This is a genomic window from Escherichia sp. E1130 (assembly GCF_005781065.1).
Lineage (GTDB): Bacteria > Pseudomonadota > Gammaproteobacteria > Enterobacterales > Enterobacteriaceae > Escherichia.
Window position 1 is genome coordinate 146,442 of sequence record NZ_VATL01000009.1, and the last position, 14,658, is coordinate 161,099.

14 protein-coding genes are annotated in these 14,658 nt (G+C 51.3%); 7 read left to right on the plus strand and 7 right to left on the minus strand.

All coding sequences use genetic code 11. The annotated features are described in order from the left end of the window. Nucleotides 1–3: 3 nt before the first annotated feature. A complete protein-coding gene (gene pabB, locus FEK66_RS09920; protein WP_135494035.1) occupies nucleotides 4–1,365 on the minus strand; it encodes an aminodeoxychorismate synthase component 1 in 1,362 nt (453 codons plus the stop codon). A gap of 73 nt (nucleotides 1,366–1,438) precedes the next feature. Between pabB and FEK66_RS09925 the strand changes: the two genes are divergently transcribed. Together FEK66_RS09925 and FEK66_RS09930 are read left to right on the plus strand one after the other, a co-directional pair. After that, on the plus strand, nucleotides 1,439–1,618 hold the full coding sequence (locus FEK66_RS09925; protein WP_000457334.1) for a YoaH family protein: 180 nt from the start codon (nucleotides 1,439–1,441) through the stop codon (nucleotides 1,616–1,618). A gap of 6 nt (nucleotides 1,619–1,624) precedes the next feature. After that, nucleotides 1,625–1,777: a hypothetical protein gene (locus FEK66_RS09930; RefSeq protein WP_240725813.1), complete on the plus strand. Its 153-nt coding sequence runs from the start codon at nucleotides 1,625–1,627 to the stop codon at nucleotides 1,775–1,777. A 124-nt stretch (nucleotides 1,778–1,901) separates the two neighbouring features. Here the strand turns inward: FEK66_RS09930 and FEK66_RS09935 are convergent, their stop codons facing one another. Next, on the minus strand, nucleotides 1,902–2,201 hold the full coding sequence (locus tag FEK66_RS09935; RefSeq protein ID WP_130208426.1) for a DUF1889 family protein: 300 nt from the start codon (nucleotides 2,199–2,201) through the stop codon (nucleotides 1,902–1,904). Nucleotides 2,202–2,634: 433 nt separating this feature from the next. After that, nucleotides 2,635–2,979: a RidA family protein gene (locus FEK66_RS09940; RefSeq protein WP_010376144.1), complete on the minus strand. Its 345-nt coding sequence runs from the start codon at nucleotides 2,977–2,979 to the stop codon at nucleotides 2,635–2,637. Nucleotides 2,980–3,110: 131 nt separating this feature from the next. Between FEK66_RS09940 and FEK66_RS09945 the strand changes: the two genes are divergently transcribed. The 5 genes from FEK66_RS09945 to rnd all read left to right on the plus strand — a co-directional run bounded on the left by FEK66_RS09945 (nucleotide 3,111) and on the right by rnd (nucleotide 9,481). Then, nucleotides 3,111–5,021 (plus strand): ATP-dependent DNA helicase, encoded by a 1,911-nt coding sequence (locus FEK66_RS09945; RefSeq protein ID WP_135494033.1) that lies wholly within the window; start codon nucleotides 3,111–3,113, stop codon nucleotides 5,019–5,021. 57 nt (nucleotides 5,022–5,078) lie between these two features. Then, nucleotides 5,079–5,774, plus strand: a complete 696-nt coding sequence (tsaB, locus tag FEK66_RS09950) for a tRNA (adenosine(37)-N6)-threonylcarbamoyltransferase complex dimerization subunit type 1 TsaB (protein WP_130259890.1) — start codon at nucleotides 5,079–5,081, stop codon at nucleotides 5,772–5,774. A gap of 38 nt (nucleotides 5,775–5,812) precedes the next feature. Next, on the plus strand, nucleotides 5,813–6,394 hold the full coding sequence (gene yeaY, locus FEK66_RS09955) for a Slp family lipoprotein YeaY (RefSeq protein WP_130218769.1): 582 nt from the start codon (nucleotides 5,813–5,815) through the stop codon (nucleotides 6,392–6,394). A 204-nt stretch (nucleotides 6,395–6,598) separates the two neighbouring features. Continuing rightward, nucleotides 6,599–8,284: a long-chain-fatty-acid--CoA ligase FadD gene (gene fadD / locus FEK66_RS09960; RefSeq protein WP_130259889.1), complete on the plus strand. Its 1,686-nt coding sequence runs from the start codon at nucleotides 6,599–6,601 to the stop codon at nucleotides 8,282–8,284. Nucleotides 8,285–8,365: 81 nt separating this feature from the next. Beyond that, entirely contained in the window at nucleotides 8,366–9,481 is a 1,116-nt protein-coding gene (gene rnd / locus FEK66_RS09965; protein WP_130208416.1) for a ribonuclease D, read from the plus strand. Between the two features lie 41 nt (nucleotides 9,482–9,522). On the opposite strand, the gene yeaX is transcribed toward rnd, so the two are convergent. The 4 genes from yeaX to dmlA form a co-directional block, all read right to left on the minus strand. Further along, nucleotides 9,523–10,488 (minus strand): carnitine monooxygenase reductase subunit YeaX, encoded by a 966-nt coding sequence (gene yeaX / locus FEK66_RS09970; RefSeq protein WP_131161142.1) that lies wholly within the window; start codon nucleotides 10,486–10,488, stop codon nucleotides 9,523–9,525. A 55-nt stretch (nucleotides 10,489–10,543) separates the two neighbouring features. Beyond that, nucleotides 10,544–11,668 (minus strand): carnitine monooxygenase, oxygenase subunit YeaW, encoded by a 1,125-nt coding sequence (gene yeaW / locus FEK66_RS09975; protein WP_033869918.1) that lies wholly within the window; start codon nucleotides 11,666–11,668, stop codon nucleotides 10,544–10,546. 31 nt (nucleotides 11,669–11,699) lie between these two features. Further along, nucleotides 11,700–13,310: a BCCT family transporter YeaV gene (gene yeaV, locus FEK66_RS09980; protein WP_130259886.1), complete on the minus strand. Its 1,611-nt coding sequence runs from the start codon at nucleotides 13,308–13,310 to the stop codon at nucleotides 11,700–11,702. Nucleotides 13,311–13,560: 250 nt separating this feature from the next. Beyond that, on the minus strand, nucleotides 13,561–14,646 hold the full coding sequence (dmlA, locus tag FEK66_RS09985; RefSeq protein ID WP_131161143.1) for a multifunctional D-malate/3-isopropylmalate/tartarate dehydrogenase: 1,086 nt from the start codon (nucleotides 14,644–14,646) through the stop codon (nucleotides 13,561–13,563). Nucleotides 14,647–14,658: the final 12 nt, after the last annotated feature.

Here is a 14,658-nt window from a genome sequence, read left to right on the forward strand (position 1 = left end):
GTCTTATTTCTCCAGTTGCTTCAGGATACGATTAACTTTATCAAAAGTTTCCTGATATTCCGCTTCTTCCTGGCTATCAGCAACGATGCCGCCACCAGCGGAACAGTAAATCTGCCCGTTAACCGCCGTTAGCGTGCGGATGGTGATGCTGGTATCCATATTGCCGCAGAAACTTAAATAGCCAATGCTGCCGCACCAGGCATTGCGTCGCTGCGGTTCCAGTTCATCAATAATCTCCATTGCCCGCACTTTCGGCGCGCCGGTGATTGAGCCTCCGGGAAAAGCCGCGCGCAGCAGATCGCTGGCGTGTAACTGTTCTGGTAGTCGCGCCGTTATGGTGCTGACCAGATGATGCACGGCAGGGAAGGGTTCTACTACAAACAGTTCAGGCACTTTTACTGAGCCTGGTACAGCAACGCGACCGATGTCATTGCGCATTAAATCGACAATCATCAGGTTTTCGGCGCGATCTTTCGGTGAGTTCGCCAGTTTTTCAGCTTGTTTGCTATCTTCCTGAGGATCGGACAAGCGTGGGAGCGTGCCTTTAATCGGGCGGGTCTGGATCTCACCACCATCACAAAGAATAAACCGTTCTGGTGAAAGGCTTAAAATCACACCTTGTTCCAGACGCAGGAAGGCACTGAACGGTGCGCGGTTGGCCTGATTAAGCTGAACGAACGCCTGCCATTCATCGCCAGAATAGGTCGCGTGAAAACGCTGGGCGAGATTCACCTGATAGCAATCGCCGCTGTGCAGATATTCCTGCACCTGGCGAAATTTCTCGCCATACTGCTCGCGGTTCATATTGGATTGCCAAGCGGATGTTAACTGGAAATCTTGCTGTGGTGCTATTTGCTGGCTGTCCAGCCACGCCAGACGGGCATTGACATCACGATGGCTGAGTAGCGAAATACGCTGGCGCTGGTGATCGACGATCAGCGCCCAGTCGTAGATACCAACCGCCATATCAGGCAGGTCGATATCTCTCAGCGCCACTTCCGGCAGTGACTCAAAACGGCGGCCCAGATCGTAGCCAAACAGCCCCAGTGCGCCGCCCTGAAATGGCAAATCACCATTATGCGACGGGTGAATGTTTGCTCGGTCCAGTGCCTGCTGGAGCGCTTTGAGCGGATCGTCAGTGGTCGTTGTGCTGATTTCTCCTTCACATACCACGGTTTCATTATCGTGAGTGGTTAAAGTGCAAACGGGGTCAGCCACCACAATATCAAAGCGACTATGCGGATGGTCGGCATAGCCGGAGTGCAACAACATCGCCCACGGCAGGTGGCTTAAGCGGGAGAAATAAAATTCAGCGGCGTCCTGACGCCAGGGTAAAGTAATCACAGCGGGAGATAACGTCTTCATCAGTCCTGACTCTACTGGCTATGTGCCGGGTAGCATGAAATAATTAGCGCCAACAATTTAGCAGGAGTTAACAATGTTTGCAGGTTTACCTTCACTCACCCATGAACAGCAGCAAAAAGCCGTTGAGCGTATTCAGGAACTGATGGCACAGGGGATGAGCAGTGGTCAGGCCATCGCGCTGGTGGCAGAAGAGTTGCGTGCCAACCATTCCGGTGAGCGGATTGTGGCGCGTTTTGAGGATGAAGACGAGTAACACAAAATGATCCGTATCGATTTCGTCACGGATGACGTCCTGTATCTTGATACGGATAGCCTCATCGGCTGGGATTTTTCCGGCATGAACTTACATCGTGCCATTTTTGACGGTCTGTGCCTGGACGGCGCGCGTTATGACAATGGTCCGCTGTGTTGAAACAAAAATCACGGGGCCATATCTGTTGATTAATTTTGGCTGTGTTTATGATGATGAGAAAAAAGGACGCTTTTCTGAGGTCAATGAAAGCGTCCGGATTGATTTTTAAAGCTGGAGTTTTAACTCACACAAGGGCTTTAAGTTCTTCCTGCATATAAGACGAGAAGTATTCAGGGTTTTTAATCACCACGCGTTCGCCAGAATCCATCTTTTTTGCCCATCCCACCATTTTTTCCGTGAATCCAGGATTCCAGCCTTCCTGTTCAGCTCGCGCAGTAATATCGGCGGTACTCGCGGGGACTCCCAGGTCATGCAAATATTTAAATATTCCTTTCGCCGTACTTTCATTCATCGAGCTTGGTGTTGATGCTGATACATCCATGGCACTAATGAAATCCAGGGCTTTATCTATTGCAGCAGGCATATTCTTGTCCTTAAATTAACCACGTTTTCGATAAGGCTATATATGACCTTAAATTGCATCTAATATCAAAGGGATTATAACGATATCTCATTAGTTAACCTGTTGACATTCAGGTATTTTAAAGGTAGCAGGTCATGGCGGGTTTTCTAGTGATATGGCAAAAAATTAACGGTAAATCGCCGCGCTCCAGCCAGATTGTTAAGGGCAGAAAAGTCAGAGTAAACGGCTCAGGGAGTTAACAGAATGGTTTAATTTGGGTGATTAATATCATTTTTGTATAGATGCAGTTGAAATCATAAAAATAAGTTACCTGACGGATTTCATTATTTATCTAAAGTATCCTCTTAAACACTGGCCGATTTGTTTATAACCGACCAGTATTTTCGAACAATTATCGTCTGATTTTTACTTTGATAGAACTCTTTTTCAGGAATTAAACCGCAGCGATAATCTTAATTTCAACCTTGTACTGCGGATTCATCAACCCCGCCTGCACCGTGCAGCGCACCGGCGCGTGACCCGCTACAACCCAGGCATCCCATGCTTTATTCATTGCCGCAAAGTCGTTTTTATCGGCAAGGAAAATGGTGGCATCCAGAATGCTCGATTTATTGCTGCCCTGTTTTTCCAGCACGGCGTCAATTTGCGCCAGCGTGTTGGCGGTTTGTTCAAAAGCATCGGCATCGAGGTTTTCTGGTACGCCAGTGTAGTAGAGCGTGTTGTTGTGGATCACCACATCAGACCAGCGGGCTTCAGCGTCGATACGAACGATAGTCATCATTATGTCCTCATTAACTTTCCATTTTTGTGCTGCAAAGACTGCCACAATGTGAGGTCGCCGTCACCACTTCAACTGGCGAAAACCAGCCTGGCCTGACATAATCCCTGTTCAAATCAACAGGGGGTAGTGTGACGGACGATTTTGCACCAGACGGTCAACTGGCGAAAGCGATACCAGGCTTTAAGCCGCGTGAACCACAGCGACAGATGGCAGTCGCTGTGACCCAGGCGATAGAAAAAAGCCAGCCACTGGTGGTGGAAGCGGGAACCGGTACGGGTAAAACCTATGCCTACCTTGCTCCTGCACTGCGGGCGAAAAAGAAAGTCATAATCTCAACTGGCTCAAAAGCGTTGCAGGATCAGCTCTACAGCCGCGATTTGCCGACGGTGGCAAAGGCGCTGAAATACACTGGCAACGTGGCGTTGCTGAAAGGGCGCTCAAACTACCTCTGCCTCGAACGACTGGAACAGCAGGCACTGGCGGGCGGAGATTTGCCAGTACAAACCTTAAGCGATGTGATCCTCCTGCGTTCATGGTCAAATCAGACGGTAGATGGCGATATCAGCACCTGCGTTAGCGTGGCGGAAGACTCGCAGGCGTGGCCGCTGGTCACCAGCACCAACGACAACTGTCTTGGCAGCGACTGCCCGATGTATAAAGATTGCTTTGTGGTCAAAGCGCGTAAAAAAGCGATGGATGCTGATGTGGTTGTGGTGAACCATCATCTGTTTCTGGCGGATATGGTGGTTAAAGAAAGTGGATTTGGCGAACTGATCCCGGAAGCAGACGTGATGATCTTCGACGAAGCCCACCAGCTGCCGGACATTGCCAGCCAGTACTTTGGACAGTCGCTCTCCAGCCGACAACTGCTCGATCTGGCAAAAGACATCACCATCGCCTATCGCACCGAATTAAAAGACACTCAACAGTTACAAAAATGCGCCGACCGTCTTGCCCAGAGCGCGCAGGATTTTCGTCTGCAACTCGGCGAGCCAGGTTATCGCGGTAATCTGCGCGAACTGTTAGCCAACCCACAAATTCAGCGGGCGTTTTTACTGCTCGATGACACCCTTGAACTCTGTTACGACGTGGCGAAACTGTCTTTGGGGCGTTCCGCCTTGCTGGATGCGGCATTTGAACGCGCCACGTTATATCGTACACGTCTGAAGCGGTTGAAAGAGATCAACCAACCAGGCTACAGCTACTGGTACGAATGCACTTCGCGCCATTTTACTTTGGCGCTCACGCCGCTCAGCGTGGCGGATAAATTTAAAGAGCTAATGGCGCAAAAGCCCGGAAGCTGGATCTTTACCTCGGCAACGTTGTCGGTGAATGACGATCTGCATCATTTCACCTCGCGGCTTGGCATCGAACAGGCCGAGTCGTTGCTGTTACCCAGCCCCTTTGATTACAGCCGCCAGGCGTTACTCTGTGTGCCGCGCAACCTGCCGCAAACCAACCAGCCAGGTTCCGCACGGCAACTGGCAGCAATGCTGCGACCGATCATCGAAGCCAACAACGGTCGTTGTTTTATGCTTTGCACCTCGCACGCCATGATGCGCGATCTGGCTGAGCAGTTCCGCGCCACCATGACGCTTCCCGTATTGTTGCAGGGGGAAACCAGCAAAGGGCAATTGTTGCAGCAATTTGTCAGTGCCGGTAACGCGCTTCTTGTGGCAACCAGCAGCTTCTGGGAAGGGGTGGACGTGCGTGGCGATACATTGTCATTGGTGATTATCGACAAATTGCCATTTACCTCGCCGGATGACCCACTGTTAAAAGCGCGCATGGAAGATTGCCGTTTGCGTGGTGGTGACCCGTTCGATGAAGTGCAACTACCAGATGCCGTCATTACTCTCAAACAGGGAGTAGGGCGACTGATTCGCGACGCCGACGATCGCGGCGTGCTGGTGATTTGCGACTATCGGTTGGTGATGCGCCCTTATGGCGCTACTTTCCTTGCCAGCCTGCCGCCCGCGCCGCGTACCCGTGATATTGCCCGTGCGGTTCGTTTCCTTGCGATACCATCCTCCAGGTAATTTGTGATGGAGTATGGTATGATGCGCGCCTTTTTATTGATCTAAGCACGAAGACCCATGCGAATTCTGGCTATCGATACCGCGACAGAGGCCTGCTCTGTCGCCCTGTGGAACGACGGTACTGTCAATGCTCATTTCGAGCTTTGCCCACGTGAACATACTCAACGAATCTTACCGATGGTGCAGGATATCCTGACCGCCAGCGGAACCTCCCTGACTGACATTAACGCTCTGGCTTACGGGCGCGGCCCCGGTAGTTTCACCGGCGTACGCATCGGTATTGGCATCGCGCAAGGACTGGCACTTGGTGCGGAGCTACCGATGATTGGCGTCTCCACGCTAATGACGATGGCGCAAGGGGCGTGGCGCAAAAACGGCGCAACCCGCGTGCTGGCAGCCATTGACGCGCGAATGGGCGAAGTTTACTGGGCCGAATATCAGCGTGATGAAAACGGTGTCTGGCACGGTGAAGAAACCGAAGCCGTACTCAAACCAGAACTCGTTCATGAACGGATGCAACAGCTTTCCGGTGAATGGGCGACCGTGGGTACAGGCTGGCAAGCCTGGCCGGATCTCGGTAAAGAAAGCGGTCTGGTTTTACGCGACGGAGAAGTATTACTGCCCGCTGCAGAAGATATGCTGCCGATTGCCTGTCAGATGTTTGTCGAGGGTAAAACGGTGGCGGTGGAACATGCCGAGCCGGTTTATTTGCGTAACAACGTCGCATGGAAGAAACTTCCGGGCAAAGAATGAATCTTAAGAGTATGCCCTGAGAAAAAAGGAGTCGCATCATGGCGGTTCAAAACAATGTTATCAAAGGCATACTGGCAGGTACGTTTGCGCTAATACTGAGCGGTTGTGTCACTGTGCCGGACGCCATTAAAGGCAGTAGCCCAACGCCGCAACAAGATTTAGTTCGGGTGATGAATGCGCCGCAGCTGTACGTTGGTCAGGAAGCGCGATTTGGCGGTAAAGTGGTTGCGGTGCAAAACCAGCAAGGGAAAACCCGCCTGGAGATTGCCACTGTACCACTCGACAGCGGAGCAAGACCGACGCTGGGAGAACCGTCGCGTGGGCGCATTTATGCCGATGTGAATGGTTTTCTTGATCCGGTCGATTTCCGAGGCCAGCTGGTGACAGTTGTCGGGCCAATCACCGGTACGGTTGACGGAAAAATCGGCAACACGCCATATAAATTTATGGTAATGCAGGCAACGGGTTACAAACGTTGGCATTTAACCCAGCAGGTGATTATGCCGCCACAGCCGATTGATCCCTGGTTTTATGGTGGGCGAGGCTGGCCCTATGGCTACGGCGGATGGGGCTGGTATAATCCCGGCCCCGCGAGAGTACAAACAGTTGTAACTGAATAATTGCTTGTTTTTAAAGAAAAAGAAACAGCGGCTGGTCCGCTGTTTCTGCATTCTTACGGTAAAGATAAAAATAAATAGTGACGCGCTTCGCAACCTTTTCGTTGGGTAATTATCAAGCTGGTAAGATGAGTTAATATTATGTTAACAACATGTTTATCACTTGGGGTTGCGATGACGACGAACACGCATTTTAGAGGTGAAGAATTGAAGAAGGTTTGGCTTAACCGTTATCCCGCGGACGTTCCGACGGAGATCAACCCTGACCGTTATCAATCTCTGGTAGATATGTTTGAGCAGTCGGTCACGCGCTACGCCGATCAGCCCGCGTTTATGAATATGGGGGAGGTAATGACCTTCCGCAAGCTGGAAGAACGCAGTCGCGCGTTTGCCGCTTATTTGCAACAAGGGTTGGGGCTGAAGAAAGGCGATCGCGTTGCGCTGATGATGCCTAACTTATTGCAATATCCAGTGGCGCTGTTCGGCATTTTGCGCGCCGGGATGATTGTCGTAAACGTCAACCCGTTGTATACCCCGCGCGAGCTTGAGCATCAGCTTAACGATAGTGGCGCATCGGCGATTGTTATCGTGTCTAACTTTGCTCACACCCTGGAAAAAGTGGTTGATAAAACTGCAGTCCAGCACGTTATTCTGACTCGTATGGGCGATCAACTTTCTACGGCAAAAGGCACGGTAGTCAATTTCGTTGTTAAATACATCAAGCGTCTGGTGCCGAAATACCATCTGCCAGATGCCATTTCATTTCGTAGCGCCCTGCATAACGGCTACCGGATGCAGTACGTCAAACCCGAACTGGTGCCGGAAGATTTAGCCTTCCTGCAATATACCGGCGGCACCACAGGCGTGGCGAAAGGCGCGATGCTGACTCACCGCAATATGCTGGCGAACCTGGAACAGGTCAACGCCACCTATGGGCCGTTGCTGCATCCAGGTAAAGAACTGGTAGTAACGGCACTGCCGCTCTATCACATTTTTGCACTGACCATTAACTGTCTGCTGTTTATTGAACTGGGCGGGCAGAACCTGCTTATTACTAACCCACGTGATATTCCGGGGCTGGTGAAAGAGCTGGCGAAATATCCGTTTACCGCTATCACCGGCGTAAACACCTTGTTCAATGCGTTGCTGAACAATAAAGAGTTCCAGCAACTGGATTTCTCCAGTCTGCACCTTTCTGCTGGCGGTGGGATGCCTGTTCAACAAGTGGTGGCAGAACGCTGGGTGAAACTGACCGGACAGTATCTGCTGGAAGGTTATGGCCTGACCGAGTGCGCGCCGCTGGTCAGCGTTAACCCGTATGATATTGATTATCATAGCGGTAGCATCGGTTTGCCGGTACCGTCGACGGAAGCCAAACTGGTGGATGACGACGACAACGAAGTACCACCGGGTCAACCGGGTGAGCTTTGTGTCAAAGGACCGCAGGTGATGCTGGGGTACTGGCAGCGTCCGGATGCTACCGATGAGATCATCAAAAATGGCTGGTTACACACTGGCGACATCGCGGTGATGGATGAAGAAGGATTCCTGCGCATTGTCGATCGTAAAAAAGACATGATTCTGGTTTCCGGTTTTAACGTTTATCCCAACGAGATTGAAGATGTCGTCATGCAGCACCCTGGCGTACAGGAAGTCGCGGCTGTTGGCGTACCTTCCGGCTCCAGTGGCGAAGCGGTGAAAATCTTCGTAGTGAAAAAAGATCCATCGCTTACCGAAGAGTCACTGGTGACCTTTTGTCGCCGTCAGCTCACGGGCTACAAAGTACCGAAGCTGGTGGAGTTTCGTGATGAGTTACCGAAATCTAACGTCGGAAAAATTTTGCGACGAGAATTACGTGACGAAGCGCGCGGCAAAGTGGACAATAAAGCCTGAGCGTTAAGTCAGTCGTCAGACGCCGGTTAATCCGGCGTTTTTTTTGACGCCCACTAAAGAGAATACAATTTGAATTACCAAATGATTACCACGGACGATGCGCTGGCTTCTTTGTGTGAAGCCGTCCGTGCCTTTCCGGCGATAGCCCTGGATACTGAATTTGTTCGTACGCGCACTTATTACCCGCAGCTGGGGTTGATTCAACTTTTCGATGGCGAGCATCTGGCGCTAATCGATCCGCTCGGGATCACCGACTGGTCACCGCTGAAAGCGATCCTGCGTGATCCGTCCATTACCAAATTTCTCCATGCGGGCAGTGAGGATCTGGAAGTGTTCCTCAATGTCTTTGGCGAATTACCACAACCCCTGATTGACACGCAAATCCTCGCTGCTTTCTGCGGACGCCCGATGTCGTGGGGATTTGCTTCCATGGTGGAAGAGTACACCGGCGTTACGCTCGACAAGAGTGAATCGCGCACCGACTGGGTGGCAAGACCGCTAACCGAACGTCAATGCGAATACGCGGCAGCGGACGTCTGGTATTTGTTACCGATCACCGCAAAGCTAATGGTAGAAACGGAAGCCTCTGGCTGGTTACCTGCGGCACTGGATGAATGCCGCCTGATGCAAATGCGTCGTCAGGAAGTCGTTGCGCCGGAAGATGCCTGGCGTGATATCACCAATGCCTGGCAGTTACGCACACGCCAACTGGCCTGTCTGCAACTGTTAGCCGACTGGCGCCTGCGTAAAGCGCGGGAGCGCGATCTGGCGGTTAACTTTGTCGTGCGTGAAGAGCATTTGTGGTCGGTGGCGCGTTATATGCCGGGGAGTTTGGGCGAGCTGGGCAGTCTGGGTTTATCCGGTAGCGAAATCCGCTTTCACGGTAAAACGCTGCTGGCGCTGGTGGAAAAAGCGCAGGCATTGCCGGAAGAGGCCTTACCGCAGCCGATGCTTAACCTGATGGATATGCCCGGTTATCGCAAAGCGTTTAAAGCGATTAAGTCGCTGATCACTGACGTGAGCGAAATACACAAGATCAGCGTCGAATTGCTGGCATCGCGTCGGCAAATCAACCAACTGCTGAATTGGCACTGGAAACTGAAACCGCAGAACAATTTGCCGGAGCTGATTTCCGGCTGGCGCGGTGAGCTGATGGCGGAAGCATTACACAATTTATTGCAGGAATATCCGCAATAAAACCTCCCTGAGCCGGACAGGTGCGTCCGGCTTCAGGCAAACTACAAATCCAACACCAGGCGTTTACCCTTCGCGCGTGAACAACAGATCAACATACTTTGCTGGCTGGCGCGTTCTTCATCGCTAAAATACTGGTCCCGATGGTCAGCTTCACCTTCCAGAATCGCCGTTTCGCAGGTCCCGCATACCCCTTCACGACATAAACATTCCACTTTTGCCGCTTTATTATTTTCAATAACCTGCAAAATGCTCATCTCTTCCGGCACCACAAACTCTTTACCGGAACGGGCGAGCACTAGTGTAAACGCATCGCCGGTTTTGTCTTCAATAGCAAACTGCTCAAAATGCAGCGTATCGGCGGCGATGTCCAGACGTGCAGCTTCACTTCTTACCGCTTCATTTAGCGCCTCGGGGCCACAGGTATAAACGTGTGTGCCAGGTTCGATATCCGCCAATAATCGCGCTAATTCAAGTCGCGTTCCGATCGATGAGTGATGAAAATGGATTTTATCAGTCTGCGGATGCTGGACTAGCTCATCACGAAATGCGCAACTTTCTGGATTTCGCGAGCAGTAATGTAGCTGCCAGTCGACGTCGCTGTGTTGCAACTCTGCCATATGCGACAGGAAAGGGGTGATACCAATACCGCCCGCGATAAACAGATGCTTTCTGGCCGAGGGAATTAGCGCAAACAGATTATTAGGCGTCGAAATGGTCAACTGATCGCCAGCTTTCACCTGCTGATGCAAAAAGCGCGAACCACCGCGCGAGTTTTCTTCCAGTCGAACGGCAATCTGATAATGAGTTGTATCAAGCGGCGAACTCAGCAGCGAATACGCATTGCTGTACTGGTTATCACCATCGCTCATCTGCACAATGACGTGACTTCCTCCGGTGAACGCAGGTAATGGTTTGCCATCGGTTGTCACCAGCGTGAAGCGTTTCACCTGCTCGGTAAGCGGTTCCACCTGACTCACCTGTACTTCAAACATTTGATAGTCTGACATTGCTGTACTCCATCAAAAATCAGCCCGGCGGCGGAATAGACCGCCGCCGATGTCATTAGTCCTTAAATACCTGCGCCAGCAGATTATGGAAATGGGCGATACCGTGTTCGGAAATCCCGCTACCGCTACTGTCGGCCATGATGCGCCCCTGACCACGATAGCCACGCGATTTCAGCCCTTTCTGTACGCTTTCAACCAGACGTAAATCCTCCGGACGGAACACATCGCGATACCACTCAATCAGCGATTTTTGCTCGTCGGTTAACTCTTCATTGGTGAAGTAAATATCGTAGTTTTGCAGGGTGGTTTCAGAATCCACCGGGAATTCATAAATGACCGTCATCATCCCTTTGATCGGTGTGACGTTCAGCATAGTGCACGGCCACAGCCAGAAACCGTGGAATGCCGCATCCGTACCCTCTTCAAATTTAAACGACTGTTCTGATGGTTTGGCGAAACCGTATTGCAGTGTCCAGTTACCGTGCATGGTGTGCCAGTAACGATCAACCTGAACGGAGTCGGAGAAACCTGGATGCGCCGGACCACAGTGATAGCACTCGAGATAGTTATCGACAATGTTCTTCCAGTTGGCAGGCGTGCGGGTGGTAAAGCGGGCCGCCAGTTTCAGGTCGTGGACTTCCGGGCAGGCTTCCAGCACTTTCGCGCCCAGACCGGGTAACTGATCTTCAACGCTGGTGGCGTTGGGGTCCATGTTGATGAAGACGAATCCGGCATATTCTTCCAGACGCACCGGGACCAGTTGCGCTTTGTCGCTGTCGAAATTAGCGACGTTTTCACAGTTACGTGCGTGGGCCAGGTTGCCATCGAGTTTGAATGCCCATGCGTGATACGGACAGGTAATCACATTTTTTGCTTTTCCTTCACCGCTCAACAACTGATGACCACGGTGCGGACACACGTTATAGAACGCGCGCAAAACCTTATCACGACCGCGTACCAACACGATGCTTTCGCCAATGATCTCACGCGTCACGTAATCATTAGCATTCGCCAGTTCGCTACTGTGGGCGACGCAAATCCAGCTTTTGGCGAAGACGTTCTCTTTTTCGTGTTCAAAGGCGTTCTGATCGGTATAGAAACGGGCCGGAATAGTCCATGCCTCTTGCGGGTTAGCGCAAAAATTTTCGGGTAGTACTAAGTCAGGGCTCAGATTGCTCATAGGGATACCTTTATCGTTAGGATGATGGCGTTCAGTTGTCGCCTTTGAATACCGTTCCTGCCGGGATCAGCGGATCTTTTTCCGATGCTTCTACCGGTGTCTGCGGGAGATAATGTTCAACTTGATGAGCCGGAATGTCGGCGTAATCCTGTTTCAGCCAGCGAAGAAATCCGCCGACTTTCACCAGTAAAATGACGAGGAAGGGAAGGGCTGTGAGCACGACGGTGGTTTTCATTGTTTCCAGCGACGCGCCGGTGAACAGAATTGAAAGCGGGATCAGTGTGATCACCACGCACCAGAAAAGACGCAGCCCACGGTCAGGATCGTCACCTTCCTGGAGATTTCGCGTACTGGTCGCCGCCATAGTGTAGGCCACCGCATCCATATGCGAGGCAAGGAAAATAATCATCACGCCCAGGTATGCGGCGAGGAACAATTTACCGGCTGGCAACGACATCAGAACTTGTTGAACGGCAGTTTCACCGCCCAGTGTTTCCAGCACCTGTGGGACGTTGATTACGCCATTGATAAACTGATGAATGGCATAGCTTTCCATTACACCGAAGAAGAACCAGCAACCGACGGTGCTGCCGAGGATCAAGCCCCAGATAACTTCTTTAATCTTACGACCGCGGGAAACGCGAGTGACAAACATTGCTACGCCAGGGGTGTATGAGATCCACCACAGCCAGTAGAAAACGGTCCAGTTGCGGGTAAATGAACCATCGCCAAGCGGATCGGTAAATAAGCTCATTTGCAGGAAGTTTTGCGTGGTCAGGCCGATGGCATTGATGATGCTGTTGGTAATAAATTCGGTTGGGCCGACAATCAGAACCAGCAATGGCAGCAGGAAGGCGCCCCAGCCAACCATTTTGCTCAGACGTTGCAAACCGTTGTTGATACCAATCCACGAGCTAAGGCAAAAAATGCCGCCGGAAAGCAGGATCACAAATGCCTGCACGGTGAAGTTATCCGGTAAACCGGTCAGCGCGGAAAGCCCACGGGTAAAGGTTGCGGCGGTGACGACCAGGGAAATGGTCAGTGCGCCGACAGTGGCGATCAGGAACATCAAATCGACCAGTTTTCCCCACGGACCTTGCGGGCGAACGCCGGTAATAGCAGCAATAATGCCGGAAAGGCTCAGCCCTTTATTTTTCCGCACATGAAAGTGGTAAGCCATGATTAATGAGGCCAGCGTATAAGTTGCCCAGGCGCTGATGCCCCAATGGAAGAAGGAGTAGGGAACGCTAAATTCGAGTGCCTGTTGTGAACGCGGCGCGATATTTAAACCAGGCGTTTGATAATAATAGGCCCACTCAGCAACCCCCCAATAAAGCGTAGAAGAACCTAAACCGGCACAAATAAACATAAACAGCCAGGAGAGCGTGCTGTATTCCGGTTTTCCTTCGCCAAGACGAATATTGCCGTATTTACTGGTGGCTAAATAAATCACCAGTCCCATTGCCAGCAAAACCAATACCTGTACGGCGGAACCTAACGTACGCGTGACAAAAGTGAATATTGCGTTGGCCGCGTCGGCCGATTGTTGTGGGAAAAGGCTTAATGCAGCTGCGATGAAAAGAATGGCCACCAGGCTGATGCTTATCAGCGGCACATCTTTTTTCTTAACATTGCTCATCATGAGTCATCTCCTGGGCATAAAAGCCCGTCTCTGGCTTTTGCCAGTTGTAATTATGTGCAGGGTAATGAATTGCATGTTGTGTTTAACAAATTGATTATTTGCATGTTACATAAATTAAACAATTAAGAATACGGAAAGCCATAAAACACGAAACGGAAACAATAAAAGGTGAAATGACGCAGGTTATTTACTGAAGAGAATGAATAAAAAAACCGCGTCAGTGACGCGGTTCAAATAAACTGGTTTGACCTTAACGCAAAATAATTTTGCAAATCGCGTCGGCAACCTGTGGCGTGGTGGCATTGCCTTTCATATCGGGTGTTTTCGGCCCGTGAGCAATCACTTCTTCAATCGCTGCCAGAATAGCGTTATGCGCTTGCTGGAAACGCTCATCGCCATTGCCGAGGAAATCGAGCATCATTGCACCGGCCCAAATCGTGGCGATAGGGTTAGCAATATTTTTCCCGTAGATATCCGGCGCGGAACCGTGGACAGGCTCGAAGAGCGACGGGAAAGTACGTTCCGGATTCAGGTTGGCGGATGGGGCAATGCCGATGGTGCCGGTGCAGGCCGGGCCAAGGTCGGAAAGAATATCGCCAAACAAATTGGATGCCACCACCACGTCAAAACGTTCTGGTTGCATCACAAAGCGCGCGCAGAGAATATCAATATGCTGCTTGTCCCAGCGGATCGCCGGGTAATTTTCTGCCATTGCTTCCACGCGTTCGTCCCAGTACGGCATGCTGATGGCTAAACCGTTCGATTTAGTGGCAGAAGTTAGCGTCTTACGTGGGCGGCTTTGTGCAAGTTCAAAGGCATAACGCAAAATACGGTCGACGCCACGGCGGGTAAATACCGATTCCTGGATGACAACCTCATGCTCCGTTCCTTCGTTTAGCCGTCCACCCAGAGACGAGTATTCGCCTTCCGTGTTCTCGCGCACTACGTAAAAATCGATATCGCCAGGTTGTTTCCCCGCCAGTGGGCAAGGTACGCCAGGAAAGAGGCGGACCGGACGCAGGTTAACGTATTGGTCAAATTCACGGCGAAATTTCAGCAGCGATCCCCATAACGAAATATGGTCCGGAACGGTATCCGGCCAGCCGACGGCACCAAAGTAGATAGCGTCGAAACTGCTGAGTTGTTCATGCCAGTCGTCCGGCATCATTTTGCCGTGATGGCTGTAATATTCGCAACTTGCCCATTCCATCTGCTCAAAGCTTAAGGCAAAGCCCCAGCGTTCAGCGGCAGCCTGTAACACACGAATCCCTTCAGGAAGGACTTCTTTGCCGATTCCATCCCCGGGTATTGCAGCGATCCGAAACGTTTTCATCATTGGGTTCTCACT